Consider the following 18,803-nt stretch of genomic DNA (forward strand, 5'->3'; position numbering starts at 1 on the left):
GGGCGGACGTGGCAACTCTGGCACATCTTCGCAGGACCCGAACGCGGGGGTCCGCTAGGAGGCATTCGCCCACCTCACCAGGGAGATGGTCCGTTTTCGCACGGCATCACCGGTGCGTACTGATTTACACTCTTCGGTGACTTTTGCGGTTTTCTCCCCTATCTGCTGGGGGGCTGCCCTTCGATCGGGCGGCCGAGCACACCGGGCCGCCGCTGCCACGGCAAGGGCCCCGTCGGTGGCCGGTAGCCGACCCCCAGGGCGTCAAGTCGCAGGTAGTGGGTGGCCATCCGCCGCTCGAAGTCGGCGAAGTCCCGTTCCGCCGGGGCGGGCAGGCGGCTCCAGGCCACTTCCGCGAAGGCCGCCAGCCGGGGGAACGTCTGATAGTCCACGCGCGCGTGGTCCTCCATCACCTCGGTCCACACGTTGGCCTGCGCGCCGAGGACGTGCGCGGCCTCCTCGGGCGTCAACTCCGGTGGAACGGGCTCGAACCGATAGACGTCCTCCAGGGTGCGGACGTAGCCGATGGGGACCGGCTCGTCCGCGCCCGCGTCCTGCCGGTGGTCCAGGTACACCTGCTGCTCAGGGCACATGACGACGTCGTGGCCCGCGCGGGCCGCCGCGATGCCGCCCTCGTAGCCGCGCCAGGACGAGACCGCGGCCCCTTCGGCCAGTCCGCCCTCCAGGATCTCGTCCCAGCCGATGAGTCTGCGCCCGCGCGCGGAGAGCCATTTGTCGAAGTGTCCGATGAACCACGACTGCAACCCGTCCTCGTCCGCAAGGCCGAGTTCCCTGATGCGGGCCTGCGCGACGGGCGACTGCCTCCACTGCTCCTTGAGGCATTCGTCTCCGCCGACGTGGATGAACTCGGACGGGAAGAGATCGAGGAGTTCCTCGAACACCCCCTCGTAGAAGCGCAGTGTGTTGTCAGTGGGGGCAAGTACGTTCGCAGAGATGCCCCAGGAGTCCCACACCGTGAGGGAGGTCGTGTCGATGACGTCGGTGTTGCCGAGTTCCGGGTACGCGGCGATGGCGGCCTGCGAGTGGCCCGGTACGTCGATTTCGGGGACGACGGAGATATGCCGCTCGGCGGCGTAGGCGACGATCTCCCGGATGTCGTCCCGGGTGTAGTAGCCGCCGTGCGGCTTCTCCTCCCACAGCGGTGAGGCCCGGTGACCGAATTTCGTACGCGCCCGCCAGGATCCGGTCTCGGTCAGCTTCGGGTACCGCTCGATCTCTACGCGCCAGCCCTGGTCGTCCGTCAAGTGGAAGTGGAAGACGTTGAGTTTGTGCGCCGCCATCAGATCGAGGTAGCGCAGGACGCCGTCCTTCGGCATGAAGTGCCGGGCCACGTCGAGCATGAAACCGCGCCAACGGAACCGGGGGGCGTCCTCGATCACGACCGCCGGCACGAACCACTCCCGGCGTTCCGGGTCGATCGGCGCCCGCCGGTAGGCGTCGGGGCCCATCAGCTGACGGAAGGTCTGCGCACCCCAGAAGACGCCGGCCGCGCTTCCGCCGTCGATGCGGATCGCGTATCCGTCGATGACGACGCGGTACGCCTCCTCCGCCAGCTGCGGGTCCACCCGCAGCACGATGCCGTTGTCATTGCGGCCCTCGGCGAACGGCAGGCCGGTGGCGGCACCCAGCGTGCCGCGCAGCCAGCGCGCTACCCGCTCCGTACCGGGCTCCGCGTGCAGCACCGTCTCCTCGTCCAGGGGAAACGCCCCCTGCGTCGGCGGCACCCACCAGCCCTTGCCCGGAGCCGGAATCAGATCCTCGAAACCCATGTCGTCAGTCCTTAACCGCTCCGCCCAGCCCGGAGACCAGTCGTCGCTGTACGAGTACGAAGAAGATCAGTACCGGAATCGTCATCACCGTGGAGGCGGCCATCACACCACCCCAGTCCGGGTCGTCCGGCTTGTAGAAGACGAGCAGCGCCATCGGCAGGGTCGACTGCGAGGTGTCGCTGATGATGAAGGACTTGGCGAACAGGAAGTCGTTCCAGGCCGAGATGAAGGAAAACACGCTCGTGGCCACCAGGCCGGGGAAGACCAGCGGGAAAAGGATCTGCCACAGGAATCGCGCGCGGCTCGCCCCGTCGATGTACGCGGCCTCCTCCAGCGCCTCCGGTACGGCTTTCACGAAACCGCGCAGCATCCAGATCGCGAAGGGCAGCGAGAAGGCGATGTGCGGCAGGATCAGCGAACCCAGTGTGTTCAGCTGCCCGAAGTCCCGCATGAGGAAGAACAAGGGGATCGTCAGGGCTTCCACGGGCACCATCTGGGCCACCAGAAACATGATCAGCAGGGTCGTCCGGAAGTGGAACCGGAATCGGGTCACGGCGGTCGCCGCGAGAAACGCGATCAGCGCCGAGACGATCACGACACTGCACGCCACGACAAGGCTGTTGAGGAAGTAACGGCCGAATTCCTGCTGCCCGAAGACCCGCCGGAAGGAGTCCAGGGAGGGTGCGAGCGTCCAGGGCCGGGGCTCGGACGACTCGATCTCGCCGGCCGGTTTGAAGGCGCTGAGCACCATCCAGTAGAGGGGGAAGGCGACGACGACCGCGATCAGCAGCGCCGACGCCTCGGCGGCCAGCCGCCACGGACGCTGCGGCCTCAGACGTGGAAGATTCACAGTTCCTCCCCCTGCCGGCGCAGCAGCCGCAGGTACACGAACGTGACGGCGAGCAGGATCAGCAGCATCACCACGCCGATCGCGGAGCCGAGGCTGTACTTCGAGGACGCGAAGGCCTGCTGGTAGGCGTACACGTTCAGGACGAGGTTCTGGCCGGCGATGCCGCCGCCGTTCGTCATGACGTAGATCTGGGTGAAGACCTTGAAGTCCCAGATGACCGACTGGATGGTGACGACGGTCAGGATCGGCCGGAGCATCGGCGCGAGGACGGATCGCCAGATGCGCCACTGCGAGGCGCCGTCCAGGGCGGCGGCCTCCAGCACCTCGCCCGGTACGGCGCGGATGCCGGCGTACACCGTGACCATGACGAACGGGAAGGAACACCAGACCACTTCGAGCAGGACGAGGAAGAAGGCGCTGTAGCGGCCGTAGGTCCACGAGTGGTCGCCGAGTCCCAGGACGCGGTTCACGGGCCCGAAGTCCGGGTCGAAGAGGAGCAGCCACACCGTGGAGCCGGTGACGGCCGGGGTCGCCCACGCGCCCAACGCGGCCAGCATCAGGGCGAGCCGGGGCAGGGCACGCACGCGCGTGAGCAGTACGGCGAGCGCGCAGCCGACCGCCAGCGTCGACACCACGCAGGCCGCCGCGAACAGGACCGTCGCCAGCAGCACCTGCCAGAACTGGTCGTCCCCGAGCAGTTCGGCGTAGTTGCCGAACCCCTCGAAGGTGGTCGGTTCGCCGCCGCTGACCTGGGACTGGGTGTACTGGAAGAACGAGATCAGGCCGAGCTGGTAGATGGGGTAGGCGAGCAGTCCGCCGAGGACCACGAGGGCGGGGGCGAGGTACAGCCAGGGGGTCCAGCGGGCGCGCCCGAGCGGCGAACCGCCCTTCGCGGGCCCGCCGCGCCGCCGACGTGCCCGCTCCGCGACGGCCCCCGCGCCTGAGGCGGACCCGCCACCGGGCGCCGGCCCGGCCGGGGCCGCCGGAGCGGCCTCGGCAGGTCGGCCCAGGACCGGCGCGTCGCCCGGCGCTGCGCGGTCGTTCATCGGCCTCACCCGGCGGAGCTGAACGCGTCGTTCATCTTGGTCGCCGCGTCCTTCGAGGCAGCCGCCACGTCCTTCTTGCCGCTGATGACCTCCTGGAACATGGTCGGCAGGACCAGCGAGGAGTCGATCTGCGACCAGGCGGGCGAGGCGGGCACGAACTTGGTGCCGGAGGCGAGGGTCTGCACGAAGGGCTTCACGAACGGCTCCTTCGCCGCGACCTGCTGCCGTACGTCCGCGAAGGTCGGCAGGAAGCCCATGGCGTCGAAGAACTCGGTCTGCGTCTTCTTCGAGGCGAGCTGTTCCATCAGTTCGACGGCGAGCGTGCGGTGCGAGGTGCTCTTCAGCACGCCGATGTTGTTGCCGCCGGCGAACGCCGGGGCGATCGAGCCCGAGGTGACACCCGGCAGCGGCACCACCGCGTACTTGCCCTTCACCTTCCCCGCCTCGACGGCGGTGTGGCTGAAGTCGCCGCCGATCGCCATGGCCGCCTTGCCCGCGGCGAACGCGGTGATCGTGTCGTTGCCGCCCATCCCGGCGCACTTGGCGGCGGGACAGTTGTCGTCACTGAAGAGGGACGTGTACGCCTTGATGCCCTTCCGGGCCGCCGCGCTGTCGATGGCGGAGGCGTACGACCCGCCCTTGCCGGTGGCGAGTTCGCCGCCGTTGGCCCAGACGAAGGGCATCGCCCCGTAGGTGTAGGCGCCGCCGACGACGAGGCCGTACAGGTCGGGTCTGGCGGCGCGGATCTCGCGCGCGGTGGAGGCCAGTTCGGCCATGGTCTTCGGGACGTCGAGTCCCAGTTCGTCGAAGACGTCGGTGCGGTAGTACAGGGCGCGGACGCCGACGTAGAAGGGCGCGCCGTAGAGCTTGCCGTCCACGGTGACCGACTGCTTCGCGGTGGGGTCGGTGTCCTTGGCCTCGCTCCAGTCGCCGAACTCCTTGGTGACGTCGAGGAGTCCGCCGTCCTTCACATAGCCGGCCGTGTCGGTGTTGCCGTACTCCATGACGTCGGGAGCGGACTTCGGGTCGTTGAAGGCGGCCTTGACGCGCTGGGCGCGGGTGTCGATCGGGATGTACTCGACGTCGACCTCGGTGCCCTTGTGGGCCTTCTCGAAGGCGGCGACGACGGAGTCGACGACCTTTTCCTTCGGCTTGTTGCCGACCTCCTGGAAGAGCCAGACACGCAGGGTGCCGGCCTTCTCGTCCTTGTCGGAGGAGGCGTTGTCGGACGTCTGAGGGGCGCAGGCCGTGACGACGAGAGCGGCCAGGAGAAGGGCGGGGAGTCGGGGGGAGAGCTTCATGGAGTATTCCTCCGAGCGTTGCAGCATATGCAATGACGGTTTCGCTCTGCACAACACAACGGAGGCTAGGGACTACATGAACATGCCGACAAGAGGTCTCAACCACTCTGTGACCACCTGACGCACCCCGTGCAACGACAGAAGACGACAAAGACCCCCGAGGCGCACCAAAACGCACCTCGGGGGCCACACGGACCTCAACCGGAGAGGACGGTCGGGACCTCAACCGGACAGCCGGAACCTCAGCCGGAAAGAACGGTCACGACCGAAAGGACTACTTGTCGCCGCCCTTGCCCTTGTCGTCGTCGCCACCGGCACCCATGGACTCGTAGATCTCCTTGCACATGGGACACACCGGGTACTTCTTCGGGTCGCGGCCCGGCACCCAGACCTTGCCGCACAGCGCCACGACGGGGGTGCCGTCGAGGGCGCTCGCCATGATCTTGTCCTTCTGGACGTAGTGGGCGAAGCGCTCGTGATCACCATCGCCGTGGGACACCTGCGGCGCCGGCTCTACGAGGGTTCCCGTCCCAGTACCTCGCTGGGGCTGGGTCTGGGGCTCAGGCTCAAGAGTGCTCATAACAGCCAGGGTACTGAAGCTCACACGCATCAGTTGAGCGAAGGGTCGTCCGGGTACGTGGCCACCATCGCGAGCTCGTTGCGCTGACGGCGCAGGACCTCGCGCCAGAGTCTTTCCGGGGACGGGGAGGAGACGTCGCCGGGCTCGGACTCGACGACGTACCAGGCGCCCTCCACCAGCTCGTCCTCCAGCTGGCCGGGGCCCCATCCGGCGTACCCGGCGAAGATCCTGAGGCTGCCCAGGGCCGAGGCGAGCAGCTCCGGCGGGGCCTCCAGGTCGACCAGACCGATCGCGCCGTGCACCCGGCGCCAGCCCAGCGGGGCCCCGTCGACGGACGCGCCGCCCGGGATGACGGCGACCCCGAGGGCCGAGTCCAGGGAGACCGGGCCGCCCTGGAAGACGACTCCGGGTTCGCCGGCGAGGTCCGCCCAGCCCTCCAGGATGTCGCCCACGTCCACCGGGGTCGGACGGTTGAGGACGACACCGAGGGAGCCCTCCTCGTCGTGGTCGAGAAGGAGCACCACCGCACGGTCGAAGTTCGGGTCCGCCAGGGCGGGCGTTGCCACGAGCAGCCGCCCTGTGAGCGAGGACACCTCGGTCATGCCAGACATGATCCCGCATCTTCCCCCCGCGCGGGGAGCCAATGCCTCTACGGCAGTGAATGCAGCCATGAATCAAAGGAGCGGCCTGGTAAGGCCTCGTTTGAGGGTGGTGGTGGGAGACGGGAGGGCGCAACGGTGCGCCGGAAGCGCACGCCTGCGCCGGTGACCCCATGTGCCCGGCGGGGAACGGTTCGTGTTGTGACAGAGCTATGACGGATCTGAGCGGTCCTTGGGCTTACAGAAGGGGGGTAGGCGGCGATTACCCTTTCCCTTCTGGCCCCTGCCCGACTCATCGGAACGCGAGATACATGACCGTCAACGGCAATGACGATGTACTGCTTGTCCACGGCGGAACCCCGCTGGAGGGCGAGATCCGTGTCCGTGGTGCGAAGAACCTCGTACCCAAGGCCATGGTCGCCGCCCTGCTGGGCAGTGAGCCGAGTCGACTGCGCAACGTTCCGGACATCCGTGACGTGCGTGTCGTACGCGGTCTGCTGCAACTGCACGGGGTGACGGTCCGTCCGGGTGAGGAACCGGGCGAGTTGGTGATGGACCCGACCCACGTGGAGAGCGCGAACGTCGCCGACATCGATGCCCATGCGGGGTCGAGCCGTATCCCGATCCTCCTCTGCGGTCCGCTGCTGCACCGCCTCGGGCATGCGTTCATCCCCGGTCTCGGCGGCTGCGACATCGGCGGCCGGCCGATCGACTTCCACTTCGAGGTGCTGCGGCAGTTCGGCGCGACGATCGAGAAGCGGGCGGACGGTCAGTTCCTGGAGGCGCCGCGGCGACTTCGGGGAACGAAGATCACGCTGCCGTACCCGTCCGTCGGCGCGACCGAGCAGGTCCTGCTGACGGCCGTGCTCGCCGAAGGCGTCACCGAGCTCTCGAACGCGGCCGTGGAGCCGGAGATCGAGGACCTCATCTGCGTTCTGCAGAAGATGGGCGCCATCATCGCGATGGACACCGACCGCACCATCCGCGTCACCGGTGTGGACCAGCTCGGCGGCTACAACCACCGTGCCCTCCCGGACCGCCTGGAGGCCGCCTCCTGGGCGTCCGCGGCGCTCGCGACCGAGGGCAACATCTACGTCCACGGCGCCCAGCAGCGCTCGATGATGACGTTCCTCAACACCTACCGGAAGGTGGGCGGCGCCTTCCAGATCGACGACGAGGGCATCCGCTTCTGGCACCCGGGCGGCCAGTTGAAGTCCATCGCCCTCGAAACGGACGTGCACCCAGGCTTCCAGACGGACTGGCAGCAGCCGCTGGTGGTGGCCCTGACGCAGGCCACGGGACTGTCCATCATCCACGAGACGGTGTACGAGTCCCGCCTGGGCTTCACCTCCGCGCTGAACCAGATGGGTGCTCACATCCAGCTGTACCGCGAGTGCCTGGGCGGCTCCAACTGCCGCTTCGGCCAGCGCAACTTCCTGCACTCGGCGGTCGTCTCCGGCCCCACCCGGCTCCAGGGCGCCGACCTGGTCATCCCCGACCTCCGCGGCGGCTTCTCGTACCTCATCGCCGCCCTGGCCGCCCAGGGCACGTCGCGCGTCCACGGCATCGACCTCATCAACCGTGGCTACGAGAACTTCATGGAGAAGCTCGTGGCGCTCGGCGCGAAGGTCGAACTGCCCGGCAAAGCCCTCGGCTGACCGCGGCCCCGCCACGCCGGCCCGGGGCACCACAGCCCCGGCCGGGGGTCCGGGGGTTGCCCCCGGGCAGACACAGCATGGAGAAGCTCGCGGCGCTCGGCGCGAAGGTCGAACTGCCCGGCAAGGCACTCGGCTGACCGCGACCCCGCCACGCCGGCCCGGGGCACCACAGCCCCGGCCGGGGGTCCGGGGGTTGCCCCCGGGCAGACACAGCATGGAGAAGCTCGTGGCGCTCGGCGCGAAAGTCGAACCGCCCGGCAAAGCCCTCGGCTGACGGCAACTCAGACGCCCGTACGAACGACGATGGGGCGGCCACCCTCACCGGGTGGCCGCCCCATTCGCGTTGCCGAGCCTCGTACGCAAGTCCCGTCGCGTACGCGAAGTCCTACTTGCCCTTGGCGGCTTCCTTGAGCTTGCTGCCGGCGGAGACCTTCACGCTGTAGCCGGCCGGGATCTGGATCGGGTCGCCGGTCTGCGGGTTGCGCGCGGTACGAGCGGCACGGTGGGTGCGCTCGAAGGTCAGGAAGCCGGGGATGGTGACCTTCTCGTCGCCCTTGGCGACGATCTCGCCGACGGTCTCGGCGAACGCGGCCAGAACGGCGTCGGCGTCCTTGCGGGTGACCTCGGCGCGGTCGGCCAGCGCGGCCACCAGCTCACTGCGGTTCATGTTGTTACTCCCGTGTTCTTCTTGCTGTTGAGGCGTGCCACGCGGCAGAGCCGCATATTGGGCACAGCGAAGTCGATGCTGCCAGGGCCCTCGGACACTCCCAGGACCCGGGTCCGTCGCCGGACCCTCGCGCCCAGGGACGCATCCTGCCCCTACCTGCGGCGGGAAAGCCAATCCGGCACCCCCAGGAGTCGTGAGAACACTCTTGGGAGTCACACGAAAAGAGGGCCGAGCCTGGCCGACACGATAAACGTCGGCCAAGAGGGCCGGGTTCCACGACGCGCCGATGTCAGGCCTGCCGTGGCGATCCTCACAGCGAGCCCGCCCCCGCGCAGGGCGCCGGGCGGCTACGAGGCCGCGCCCGCCGCCTTCGCGGCTTCCCGCACCGCCCCGGCGACCGCGCCTGCGACCTTGTCGTTGAAGACGCTCGGGATGATGTAGTTCGGGTTCAGCTCGTCCTCGGTCACCACGTCCGCGAGGGCCTTCGCCGCCGCGATCATCATTTCGGTGTTCACCGTGCGGGACTGCGCGTCCAGCAGACCGCGGAAGACACCCGGGAAGACCAGCACGTTGTTGATCTGGTTCGGGAAGTCGCTGCGGCCGGTGGCGACGACCGCGGCCGTCTGGCGGGCGACCGCCGGGTCGACCTCGGGGTCGGGGTTCGCGAGCGCGAACACGATCGCGTCGTCGGCCATGGCCGCCACGTCGTCGCCGTCCAGCACGTTGGGCGCCGACACGCCGATGAAGACGTCCGCGCCGTGCACGGCCTCCTTCAGCGTGCCCGTCAGGCCCTCGGGGTTGGTGTTGTCGGCGATCCATCGCAGCGGCGAGTCCGCGGCCGCGTCGACGAGGTCCTCGCGGCCGGCGTGCACGACGCCGTGGATGTCGGCGACGACGGCGTTCTTCACGCCCGCGGCGATGAGCAGCTTGAGGATGGCCGTACCGGCCGCGCCGGCACCGGACATGACGACCCGGATGTTCTCAATCGCCTTGCCCGCCACGCGAAGTGCGTTGGTGAGGGCGGCCAGGACGACGATCGCGGTGCCGTGCTGGTCGTCGTGGAAGACGGGGATGTCGAGGGCCTCACGCAGGCGGGCCTCGATCTCGAAGCAGCGCGGCGCCGAGATGTCCTCGAGGTTGATGCCGGCGAAGCCCGGGGCGATCGCCTTGACGATCGCGACGATCTCGTCGGTGTCCTGGGTGTCCAGGCACAGCGGCCAGGCGTCGATGTCGGCGAAGCGCTTGAAGAGGGCCGCCTTGCCCTCCATGACCGGCATGGCGGCCATCGGGCCGATGTTGCCGAGGCCCAGCACGGCCGAGCCGTCCGTCACGACCGCAACGGTGTTGCGCTTGATGGTGAGACGGCGGGCGTCCTCGGGGTTCTCGGCGATGGCCATGCAGACGCGGGCGACACCCGGCGTGTAGATCATCGAGAGGTCGTCACGGTTGCGGATCGGGTGCTTGGACTGCATCTCGATCTTGCCGCCGAGGTGCATGAGGAAGGTACGGTCGGAGACCTTGCCGAGCGTCACGCCCTCGATGCCGCGCAGCTGCTCGACGATCTCGTCGGCGTGCGCGGTGGAGGTGGCCGCGATGGTGACGTCGATCCGGAGCTTCTCGTGTCCGGAAGCAGTGACGTCGAGGCCGGTAACCGAGCCTCCGTGGGACTCGACGGCTCCGGTGAGCAGGGAGACCGCGGTTCCGCTCGCGGGCACCTCCAGCCGGACCGTCATCGAGTAGGAGACGCTGGGCGCCGTTGCCATGGCCGACTTCCTCTGCTTTCACCTGTGACGCTGGATGCCGTCCGATCGTCGCACCTACCGTCGAGTAGGCGGTAGCCGGGTTGGATTGCGAACGTTGTGTTCGCGGGCGGGTTGCATGAAAAGAGACCCACGTCACTTGGTGACGTGGGCCTCTCGAACGTTCAGTGGCACCGACCCGCCATGCTCGCCTCGCGGCAAGTGGTCGCTCGTAGCGACGAAGGTTGGGCCCGGGGGCTTGGATCGGGCCGGTGCCACACCCAGGCTAACAAACGGATCCCGTAAGGCCATTCCCGTCTCGACAGTTCATATGGATCAATCCCTCAGGAGGTCCGGCACCCCGGCCTCGTCCGGCGCGTCCCGCTCCGCCGACACCACCGTGAGCTGCTGCGTCGCCCGGGTGAGGGCGACATACAGCACCCGCAGCCCTGCCGGTGACTCGTCCGCGATCTCGGCCGGGGAGACGACGACCGTGGCGTCGTACTCCAGGCCCTTCGCCTCCAGACTGCCGAGCGCCACGACCCGCTCGCCGAGCCCGGCGAGCCAGCGCCTGGCCTCCTCGCGGCGGTTCATGGCGACGACGACGCCGACGGTGCCGTCGACGAGGTCGAGGAGCCGGGCGGCCTCGGCCCGCGCGGTCTTCGCGAGGGAGTCCCGTACGGGTACGGCGGCGAAGCGTGGCTGTACGCCCGTGGAGCGCACCGCCGACGGGGACTCGGCGCCCGGCATCGCCAGCGCCAGCACCTTCGCGGCCAGTTCGGCGATCTCCGCCGGGTTGCGGTAGTTCACGGTCAGCTGGAAGCGGCGGCGCGGGCGGGTGCCGAGGGCTTCGTCGCGGGCCTGGGCCGCCTCGTCGGGGTCGGACCAGGACGACTGGGCCGGGTCGCCGACGACCGTCCAGGTGGCGTGCCGGCCCCGGCGGCCGACCATGCGCCACTGCATCGGCGTGAGGTCCTGGGCCTCGTCGACGATGACGTGGGCGTACTCGACGCGCTCCTGGGCGAGCCGTTCGGCCCGCTCGCGCTGGGACTCCTCGCGGACCGGCATCAGCTCCTCCAGGCCGGTGAGCTGGTCGAGCGGGTCGGCCTCGCGCCTGCGGCGGGGGCGGGGCGGGGCGCCGAGGATCGACTGGAGTTCGTCGAGCATGGCGATGTCGTGGACGGAGAGGCCGTCGCGTCTGAGGGAGCGGGCGACTCTGCGCACCTCGCCCGGGTTGAGGATCCGCCGGGCCCAGCGCCCGAGGCGCCGCTCGTCGGCCATGGCCTCCAGTACGGCCTTCGGGGTCAGCTCGGGCCACCACGCGTCGAGGAACTCGATGAAGGGGTCCTCGGCGCTGACGTCCTCGTCGAAGGAGGAGCGCAGCTCGGCGGCCAGCTCCGGGTCGGTGTGCCGGCCGCCCGCGCCGGACTGCGACCACAGGGCGTCCAGGAGCAGCTTGCGGGCGCGGGGGCGGAGCAGGTTCACGGGTGCGGTGCCGCTGAGGGTGTTGTGGCGGATGCGGTCCAGCTCGCCGGCCTCCAGCTCCAGGCGGCGCCCGAAGGCGACCACGCGGAGCCGGGTGGGCGGGCCGGCCGGAGCCTGCGGCCCCGGGTCCGTGTCGTCGAGGGTGAGCTGTCCGTCGGAGGCGCCTGCGCGCGCGGCGCCGCCCGAGCCCGCCTCCAGCGCGCCCCGCGCCGCCTTCCGCAGGACCTTGAGCATGCGGTACGACCCCTTCGCCCGGGCCACCGCCGGGGAGTCGTACAGCGTGGCCTCCGCCCCGTCGACGAGGGAGCCGATCGCGCGGATGGCGACCTGGCCCTCCTCGCCGAGGGAGGGCAGGACGCCCTCGGTGTACGCCACGAGCAGCGGGGTCGGGGAGACGATCAGGATGCCGCCCGCGTACCGCCGCCGGTCCTGGTAGAGCAGGTAGGCCGCCCGGTGCAGGGCGACGGCCGTCTTACCGGTGCCCGGGCCGCCCTCCACGTAGGTCACGGAGGCGGCGGGCGCGCGGATCACCAGGTCCTGCTCGGCCTGGATGGACGCCACGATGTCCCGCATGGTGTGGGTACGGGCCTGGCCGAGGGCGGCCATCAGGGCGCCGTCGCCGATCACGGGCAGTTCCCGGCCGCCGAGGAGGGCCTTCAGCTCGGGGCGCATCAGGTCGTCCTCGACGCCGAGCACCCTGCGCCCCTTGGAGCGGATGACGCGGCGGCGGACGACCCGGCCCGGGTCGACCGGGGTGGAGCGGTAGAAGGGGGCGGCGGCGGGCGCCCGCCAGTCGATGACCAGCGGGGCGTAGTCCTGGTCGAGGACGCCGATGCGGCCGATGTGCAGGGTCTCGGCGATGTCGGCGGTGTTGTCGTCCCGCACCGCGCCTTCGGCGGGTTCCACGGCGGTGTAGGCGCCGTCCGGCCCCTTCTTGCCGTCCTTGCCGAGGAGCAGGTCGATACGGCCGAAGAGGAAGTCCTCGAACTCGTTGTTCAGCCGATTGAGATGGATGCCCGCCCGGAAGACCTGTGCATCCCGCTCCGCGAGCGCGCCGGGCGTTCCGACCTGGCCCCGCTTGGCCGCGTCGTTCATGAGGAACTCGGCCTCGTGGATCTTCTCCTCGAGGCGCCGGTACACCCGGTCGAGGTGTTCCTGTTCGACGCTGATCTCTCGGTCCCGCACGGAATCGTGCGTGGAAACCTGAACCGAGTCGACCGCGGTTTCCTGCTGAGCCTGAGCGGCCACCGGGCCCCCTTCTGACGTGCTGGGCAGCCGTCAACCGTACGCGAAGGGGGCCCCGAGAAGCTATGTGCGCGCTCAGTGGATCACACGTTGCCCTTGACGAGCACGTCGCCGTCGAGAGTCATGACCTCGAAGCCCTTCATCTCGTCCGGGACGAAGGACGCGCCGCCGACGATGTAGAGCGGGTTCTTGGCCTTTTCGGTCTTGCCGTCCGCAAGGCCGTAGCCCCAGGCCGGGACGGACCAGTTGGAGGCCGTCACCCGCTCGCCGTTCTCACCGATGAAGATCAGGGAGCACTTGAGCGGACCCTTGACGTTCTTGAGCTCCAGGACCGACTCGGTGCCCCAGTCCTTCTTCGCCAGGGCCACGGTCGCGCTCACGCCCGTCGTCGGGTCCGTCGCCGAGACCTTGTCCTCGATGCCGTCGAAGAGGCTCTTGGCGGGGGTCGCGGCAAGGGTCGTGTTGGTGTCACCGCTGCCGCCCGATTCGCCACCGCTCGCCGCCACCGCGGCGAACGGGCCGCCGATGATCAGCGCGGCCGCGGCCGCCACCATGTAGAAACTGCGGCGGCGCTTCTGGGCGCGGCGCTCGGCGACCTCGTCGACGAGCTTGTTCACCACCCGCGGGCTGGGCTTGGCGGACAGCGACTCGCCGATGGCGGGTGTGCCGGAGCCCGGCAGGTCCGCGAGCGCGGCGAGCATCGGCTCCATGCCGGCGAGTTCGTCGAGCTGCTGGGCGCACCATTCGCAGGTGGCGAGATGAGCCTCGAAAGCGGTTGCTTCGACATCGTCGAGGATGCCGAGGGCATAGGCGCCGACGGTCTCGTGTTCGTTCGGACCCGGAGATCCCATCATGGGGCCAGACATACCCGAACCACCTGTACCGAATCCCTGGTTTCCCCCGTAAACACTCATCACGCCGTCACCCCCCGCTCCTCCAGTGCCAGCTTCATCGATCGCAGGGCATAGAAAACCCTTGAGCGCACCGTGCCACTCGGTATACCAAGCGTCTCAGCCGCCTCGTTGACGGTACGCCCCTTGAAGTACGTCTCGACGAGTACCTCCCGGTGGGCCGGGGTCAGGTCGTCGAGCGCGTCGGACAACGTCATCAGCCACAGCGCCTTGTCGATCTCGTCCTCCGCGGGGATGACCTCCAGCGGCGACGGATCGACCTCCTGCGGCCGGGCCTGCCGGCTGCGGTGGCCGTCGATGACGATGCGCCGGGCGACCGTCACCAGCCAGGGGCGTACCGATCCGGTCGCTCGATTGAGCTGGCCGGCGTTCTTCCAGGCACGGATGAGCGTCTCCTGCACGACGTCCTCGGCGCGCTGCCGGTCTCCCGCGACAAGGCGGAGCACATAGGCGAGCAGGGGTCCGGCGTGTTCTCTGTAGAGCGCACGCATGAGCTCCTCATCTGGTTCCGAGGGCTGGGACATGCGATGTCGGGCCCTCGATCCACGTTCATTGGCCACGACGGAATCCTTGCGCACGCCCACCTCCGATGTCCGGGGGTTCCCCCAGTCGGTCGCTCGTCCACGGGTACGGACGCGGGGAGTTGGATGTTCAAAGTGGGGTGACAGTTTTCTTGTGGGTGACGTGACGAGGCCGGACATGGGCGCACATTCCCACCGCGCGATCTTTACATTTTCGCCACAACGGCAAGATCACGCCAGCTCCCCTCGGGGCGCTGAAGGTAAACTACATGTAATCGAAATCACTTCGACAGTCGCTCCACAGAAGGAACTTAACGGACACTCAGGTGCGGGTGATCGCCGCCCGACGCCGGTGCCGGGCCACCCGTTCCCGGTTCCCGCACACCTCACTGGAGCACCAGCGCCTCCTGCGCCCCCGTGACGTATCGAGATAAACGATCGGGCAGTTGTCCCCTTCGCACTGCCGGAGCCCGGCCCGCGCGACCGGATCCGTGAGCAGTTCCACGACGTCCCGCGCGACGGCACCGAGCAGCGCGGCGCACTCGGGCGGCCCGTCCAACTCCCGCACCAGTGTGCCGTCTTCGCAGGTCACGGCACGCGGGGCGGGAGGGGCCGAACGGGCGATCTCATTGACGCGGGCGAGCGCGAGATCGTACGGCCGCCCTTCCGGCGCGAGCCCCCCGGGCAGCAACTGCCCTACACGGCCGCGCAGTTCATGGAATCCGGCGAGCCAGGACACGTCGGCGTGCGCCAGCTCGGTGCCCGCCGGGACGAGTCCCGATCCGGCGATCCAGGCGCGCAGCACCTCGACGGAGTCGAGGCGTTCGTCGGGGTGGGTGGTCGCGAGGAGATCCAGGCAGATCCGCCCGGCATCGAACCGCAGCTCGTACGCGGCCGTGGCCGTACCCAATGCCATGTGCCTGTCACCGCCTAGGGGTCACCCCGGTGAGGAACCGTTTCCCTCTTACAGTGCCTGCCCGCTCGTGCGGCCGGAACCCCTCGTACCGGCGGCAAGCGGGGCGGCCATGGACGTCCGCTTATGCGGGAGCGCGTCTCGGCCATGTTCCGTCCCCGCACCCGCCCGTTGACTGGAGGGCATGACACGACCTGAACGCACGACACAGCGGAACGGCACCGCCGGAGGCGTCCTGGGCGCGGCGACGGTCGCGACGGGGCTGGCCGCCGGGGTCTTCTACGTCTTCGCCTGCGCCGTGATGCCCGCGCTGGCACGCAGCGACGACCGGGTCTATGTCGAGGTCGTGCGGGACATCAACGACGTGATCCAGAACCCGGTGTTCCTGCTGAGCTTCATGGGCGCGCTGCTGCTGACGGGGGTGGCGGCGTGGCAGGGACGCGGGAGGCCGTACCGCCAATGGGTGTGGGCGGGGCTCGCCGCGTACGCGCTCGCCTTCCTGGTCACGGTCGTGGTGAACATCCCGCTCAACGACGCCCTCGCCGAGCGCGGGAACCCGGCCGCGCTGCGGGAGGAGTTCGAGGACCCGTGGGTCGCGTGGAACGTCGTACGGGCGGTGCTGTCGACGGTGGCGCTGGGGTGCCTGGCGAGGGCACTCCTGCTGTACGGACGTATCCGCCCGGGCGCCTAGGTGGGCTGTCCGGCGGATCACGCCGCAGACGCGGGGCCTGGCACGCCGATCCGCGGCGACGAGGCACCGCCGATTTCCTGCGACTTGATTCGCCTGACAGACCCCTAGGAGTCGCCGTACTTCGTGTCGGCCGCCGGGTCCAGTGCCAGGCGGTACCCCCGCTTGACGACCGTCTGGATCAGCTTCGGCGCCCCCAGGGCCGTACGCAGACGGGCCATCGCCGTCTCGACCGCGTGCTCGTCGCGCCCCGCCCCCGGCAGGGCGCGCAGCAGCTCGGAGCGGGCGACCACCCACCCCGGACGTCGGGACAGCGCACGCATGAGGGACATGCCGGCCGGCGGCACCGGCTTCAGTTCGCCGTCGACCAGTACCGCGTGGCCGCGGATCTCCACCCGGTGCCCGGCGATCGGCAGGGAGCGCGCCCGGCCGGGCATCTCCTGGCAGAGGAGCTGGACGAGGGGGCCGAGCCGGAAGCGTTCCGGCTGGACCGTGTCGATGCCCTGGGCCTGGAGCGGCAGTGCGGTGACCGGGCCGACGCACGCCGGGAGGACGTCGTGGTTGAGGGCGGCGAGCAGCTCGGGCAGCAGACGGCGGTCCTCGGCGCGGGAGAGCAGGGAGGCGGCGGCCGGTGCGCTGGTGAAGGTGAGCGCGTCCAGGCCGCGCGAGACGGCCGCGTCCAGCAGCCGGTCCATCGGCCCGATGTCCTCCGGCGGCATCCACCGGTACACGGGGACGCCCAGGACCTCGGCTCCCCCGGCCCGCAGCGACTCCACGAACCCGGGCAGCGGCTCACCGTGCAGCTGTACGGCGATACGGCGGCCCTCGACGCCCTCCTCCAGGAGCCGGTCGAGCACCTCGGCCATGGACTCGGACGACGGCGACCACTCCTCCGTGAGGCCGGCCGCACGGATCGAACCCTTGACCTTCGGGCCGCGCGCGAGGATCTCGACCTCGCGCAGCCGGTCGAGCAGGGACTCGCCGAGGCCCCAGCCGTCGGCGGCCTCGATCCAGCCCCGGAAGCCGATCGCGGTCGTGGCGACCACGATGTCCGGCGTCTGGTCGATGACCTCCTTGGTCGCCGCCAGCAGCTCGCTGTCGTCGGCGAGTGGCACGATGCGCAGGGCCGGGGCGTGCAGAACGGCGGCTCCGCGCCGCTGCAGCAGTACGCCCAGCTCGTCGGCCCGGCGTGCGGCCGTCACTCCCACGGTGAACCCCGCCAGGGGTCCATGGTCAGGTCGCTGCTGTTCGTCGTACATAACTCTCGTCCCGCACTCGAGTCGTGTGCACCTACCCATCAGGTGATGGCACCTGCATGCCGACCGAGCCTGTCAACGGCTCGTGACAGGCTCGGTTCGGCTTTATGTCGCTGGTGTTACGTCACACCTCCGCGTAGCTGAGCTGGGGCTTCGCCTCCGATGCGGTGCTCGCGGCCTGCGAGCGGGCCGCCGAGCGGCGAAGGTATACGGCCCAGGTGACCACGAAGCAGGCGCCGTAGAAGGCGAGGAAGGCGACGAACGCGCCGGTTCCGGAGCCGTAGGAGAGGAAGGACTGCCGGAAGGCGAGGTTGATGCCGACGCCGCCGAGCGCGCCGACCGCGCCGATCAGGCCCATGGAGGCACCGGAGAGACGACGCCCGTAGGCGGCGGCCGCTTCACCCTCCAGGCCCTTGGCCAGCGCCTTCGCCTGGAAGATGCCGGGGATCATCTTGAACGTCGAGCCGTTGCCGAGGCCGGTGAGGACGAACAGCGCCACGAACGCGACGGTGAACAGGGCCAGCGACTTCTCCATGCTGGCGCCGATGAGGATCGCGGTCGCCACGCCCATGCCGACGTAGTTGTACAGCGTGATCTTCGCGCCGCCGTACTTGTCCGCCAGCCACCCGCCCAGGGGCCGGATCAGGGAGCCGAGCAGCGGGCCGATGAAGGTGACGTACGCCGCCTCGAGCGGGGTCCGGCCGAACTGGTTGGTCAGCACCTGCCCGAAGGCGAAGCTGTATCCGATGAACGAACCGAACGTGCCGATGTAGAGGAAGGACATGATCCAGGTGTGCGCGTCCTTCACTGCGTCCTTCGCGGCGCCGGTGTCGTTCTTCACGGACGCGATGTTGTCCATGAAGAGCGCGGCGAGGACGGCGGCGACGACGATCAGCGGGATGTAGATCCCCAGCAGCACCCGGGGGCCGCCGCTCGCACCGATGATCGCGAGCGCCACCAGCTGGATGACCGGCACTCCGATGTTGCCGCCGCCCGCGTTCAGGCCGAGCGCCCAGCCCTTCTTACGAAGAGGGAAGAAGGCGTTGATGTTGGTCATCGAGGAGGCGAAGTTGCCGCCGCCGATACCGGCCAGCAAGCCGATCAGCAGGAGGGTGTTGAAGGAGGTCCCCGGCTCCATCACCGTGAACGCGGCGACGGTGGGGACGAGCAGGAGGGCGGCGGAGACGATGGTCCAGTTCCGGCCGCCGAAGATCGCGATGGCGAAGGTGTAGGGGACCCGGACGACGGCTCCGACCAGGGTCACCAGCGACGTCAGCAGGAACTTGTCCGCCGGCGTGAGCCCGTACTCCGGGCCCATGAAGAGCACCAGCACGGACCACATGGTCCAGATCGAGAACCCGATGTGCTCGGAGAGGACGGAGAAGAAGAGATTGCGCTTGGCGACCTTCTCTCCGGTCTCGTTCCAGAAGGTCTCGTCCTCCGGATCCCACTGCTGGATCCAGCGGCCGCCCCTGTGAGGGGGTGCGGGGGCTGTGCTAGGGGCTGTCATGACGCCTCCACGGTGCTCGGGGACTCGGTGGTGCTGTGCGTGATGAG

Annotated in this window: 16 protein-coding genes; 2 read left to right on the forward strand and 14 right to left on the reverse strand. The window is 69.4% G+C overall.

From position 1 onward, the window contains the following. Window positions 1–158 precede the first annotated feature (158 nt). From ADK57_RS11540 to ADK57_RS11565, 6 genes are all read right to left on the reverse strand, one after another. Entirely contained in the window at window positions 159–1,787 is a 1,629-nt protein-coding gene (locus tag ADK57_RS11540; protein WP_053749309.1) for a beta-N-acetylhexosaminidase, read from the reverse strand. Window positions 1,788–1,791: 4 nt separating this feature from the next. Continuing rightward, entirely contained in the window at window positions 1,792–2,637 is an 846-nt protein-coding gene (locus tag ADK57_RS11545; RefSeq protein ID WP_053749310.1) for a carbohydrate ABC transporter permease, read from the reverse strand. Next, the gene (locus ADK57_RS11550) at window positions 2,634–3,683 is read right to left on the reverse strand and encodes a carbohydrate ABC transporter permease (protein ID WP_234390134.1); all 1,050 of its coding nucleotides are present in this window, start codon (window positions 3,681–3,683) and stop codon (window positions 2,634–2,636) included. The genes ADK57_RS11545 and ADK57_RS11550 overlap by 4 nt, the downstream gene beginning before the upstream one ends. Before the next feature lie 5 nt (window positions 3,684–3,688). Further along, complete coding sequence (locus ADK57_RS11555; RefSeq protein WP_053749311.1) at window positions 3,689–4,984, reverse strand: extracellular solute-binding protein; 1,296 nt, start codon at window positions 4,982–4,984, stop codon at window positions 3,689–3,691. A 274-nt stretch (window positions 4,985–5,258) separates the two neighbouring features. Next, window positions 5,259–5,564 carry a DUF3039 domain-containing protein gene (locus tag ADK57_RS11560; RefSeq protein ID WP_078973074.1) on the reverse strand — a complete coding sequence of 102 codons (306 nt, stop codon included), beginning with the start codon at window positions 5,562–5,564 and terminating at the stop codon, window positions 5,259–5,261. A 29-nt stretch (window positions 5,565–5,593) separates the two neighbouring features. Then, on the reverse strand, window positions 5,594–6,166 hold the full coding sequence (locus ADK57_RS11565; protein ID WP_053749313.1) for a YqgE/AlgH family protein: 573 nt from the start codon (window positions 6,164–6,166) through the stop codon (window positions 5,594–5,596). A 308-nt stretch (window positions 6,167–6,474) separates the two neighbouring features. Here ADK57_RS11565 and murA point away from each other — a divergent pair, with 308 nt between their 5' ends. Beyond that, window positions 6,475–7,821 carry a UDP-N-acetylglucosamine 1-carboxyvinyltransferase gene (murA, locus tag ADK57_RS11570; RefSeq protein ID WP_053749314.1) on the forward strand — a complete coding sequence of 449 codons (1,347 nt, stop codon included), beginning with the start codon at window positions 6,475–6,477 and terminating at the stop codon, window positions 7,819–7,821. Window positions 7,822–8,206: 385 nt separating this feature from the next. Here murA and ADK57_RS11575 read toward each other — a convergent pair whose 3' ends face one another. The 6 genes from ADK57_RS11575 to ADK57_RS11600 all read right to left on the reverse strand — a co-directional run bounded on the left by ADK57_RS11575 (window position 8,207) and on the right by ADK57_RS11600 (window position 15,305). Further along, window positions 8,207–8,488 (reverse strand): HU family DNA-binding protein, encoded by a 282-nt coding sequence (locus ADK57_RS11575; protein ID WP_007382399.1) that lies wholly within the window; start codon window positions 8,486–8,488, stop codon window positions 8,207–8,209. A 347-nt stretch (window positions 8,489–8,835) separates the two neighbouring features. After that, complete coding sequence (locus ADK57_RS11580) at window positions 8,836–10,251, reverse strand: NAD-dependent malic enzyme (RefSeq protein WP_053749315.1); 1,416 nt, start codon at window positions 10,249–10,251, stop codon at window positions 8,836–8,838. Between the two features lie 312 nt (window positions 10,252–10,563). After that, window positions 10,564–12,960: a HelD family protein gene (locus ADK57_RS11585; RefSeq protein WP_053749316.1), complete on the reverse strand. Its 2,397-nt coding sequence runs from the start codon at window positions 12,958–12,960 to the stop codon at window positions 10,564–10,566. Window positions 12,961–13,040: 80 nt separating this feature from the next. Next, window positions 13,041–13,871 carry an anti-sigma factor family protein gene (locus tag ADK57_RS11590; RefSeq protein WP_053749317.1) on the reverse strand — a complete coding sequence of 277 codons (831 nt, stop codon included), beginning with the start codon at window positions 13,869–13,871 and terminating at the stop codon, window positions 13,041–13,043. Next, window positions 13,871–14,392, reverse strand: a complete 522-nt coding sequence (locus ADK57_RS11595) for a sigma-70 family RNA polymerase sigma factor (RefSeq protein WP_010039908.1) — start codon at window positions 14,390–14,392, stop codon at window positions 13,871–13,873. Before ADK57_RS11595 ends, ADK57_RS11590 begins: the two co-directional genes overlap by 1 nt. Before the next feature lie 319 nt (window positions 14,393–14,711). Continuing rightward, entirely contained in the window at window positions 14,712–15,305 is a 594-nt protein-coding gene (locus ADK57_RS11600; RefSeq protein ID WP_053749318.1) for a CGNR zinc finger domain-containing protein, read from the reverse strand. Window positions 15,306–15,486: 181 nt separating this feature from the next. Between ADK57_RS11600 and ADK57_RS11605 the strand changes: the two genes are divergently transcribed. Then, window positions 15,487–15,993, forward strand: a complete 507-nt coding sequence (locus tag ADK57_RS11605) for a DUF1772 domain-containing protein (protein ID WP_053749319.1) — start codon at window positions 15,487–15,489, stop codon at window positions 15,991–15,993. A gap of 104 nt (window positions 15,994–16,097) precedes the next feature. Here the strand turns inward: ADK57_RS11605 and ADK57_RS11610 are convergent, their stop codons facing one another. Together ADK57_RS11610 and ADK57_RS11615 are read right to left on the reverse strand one after the other, a co-directional pair. Further along, window positions 16,098–17,249 carry a uroporphyrinogen-III synthase gene (locus ADK57_RS11610; RefSeq protein ID WP_053749320.1) on the reverse strand — a complete coding sequence of 384 codons (1,152 nt, stop codon included), beginning with the start codon at window positions 17,247–17,249 and terminating at the stop codon, window positions 16,098–16,100. A 121-nt stretch (window positions 17,250–17,370) separates the two neighbouring features. Further along, the gene (locus tag ADK57_RS11615) at window positions 17,371–18,756 is read right to left on the reverse strand and encodes a nitrate/nitrite transporter (RefSeq protein ID WP_053749321.1); all 1,386 of its coding nucleotides are present in this window, start codon (window positions 18,754–18,756) and stop codon (window positions 17,371–17,373) included. Window positions 18,757–18,803: the final 47 nt, after the last annotated feature.

It is taken from the genome of Streptomyces sp. MMG1533 (assembly GCF_001279775.1).
GTDB lineage: Bacteria > Actinomycetota > Actinomycetes > Streptomycetales > Streptomycetaceae > Streptomyces.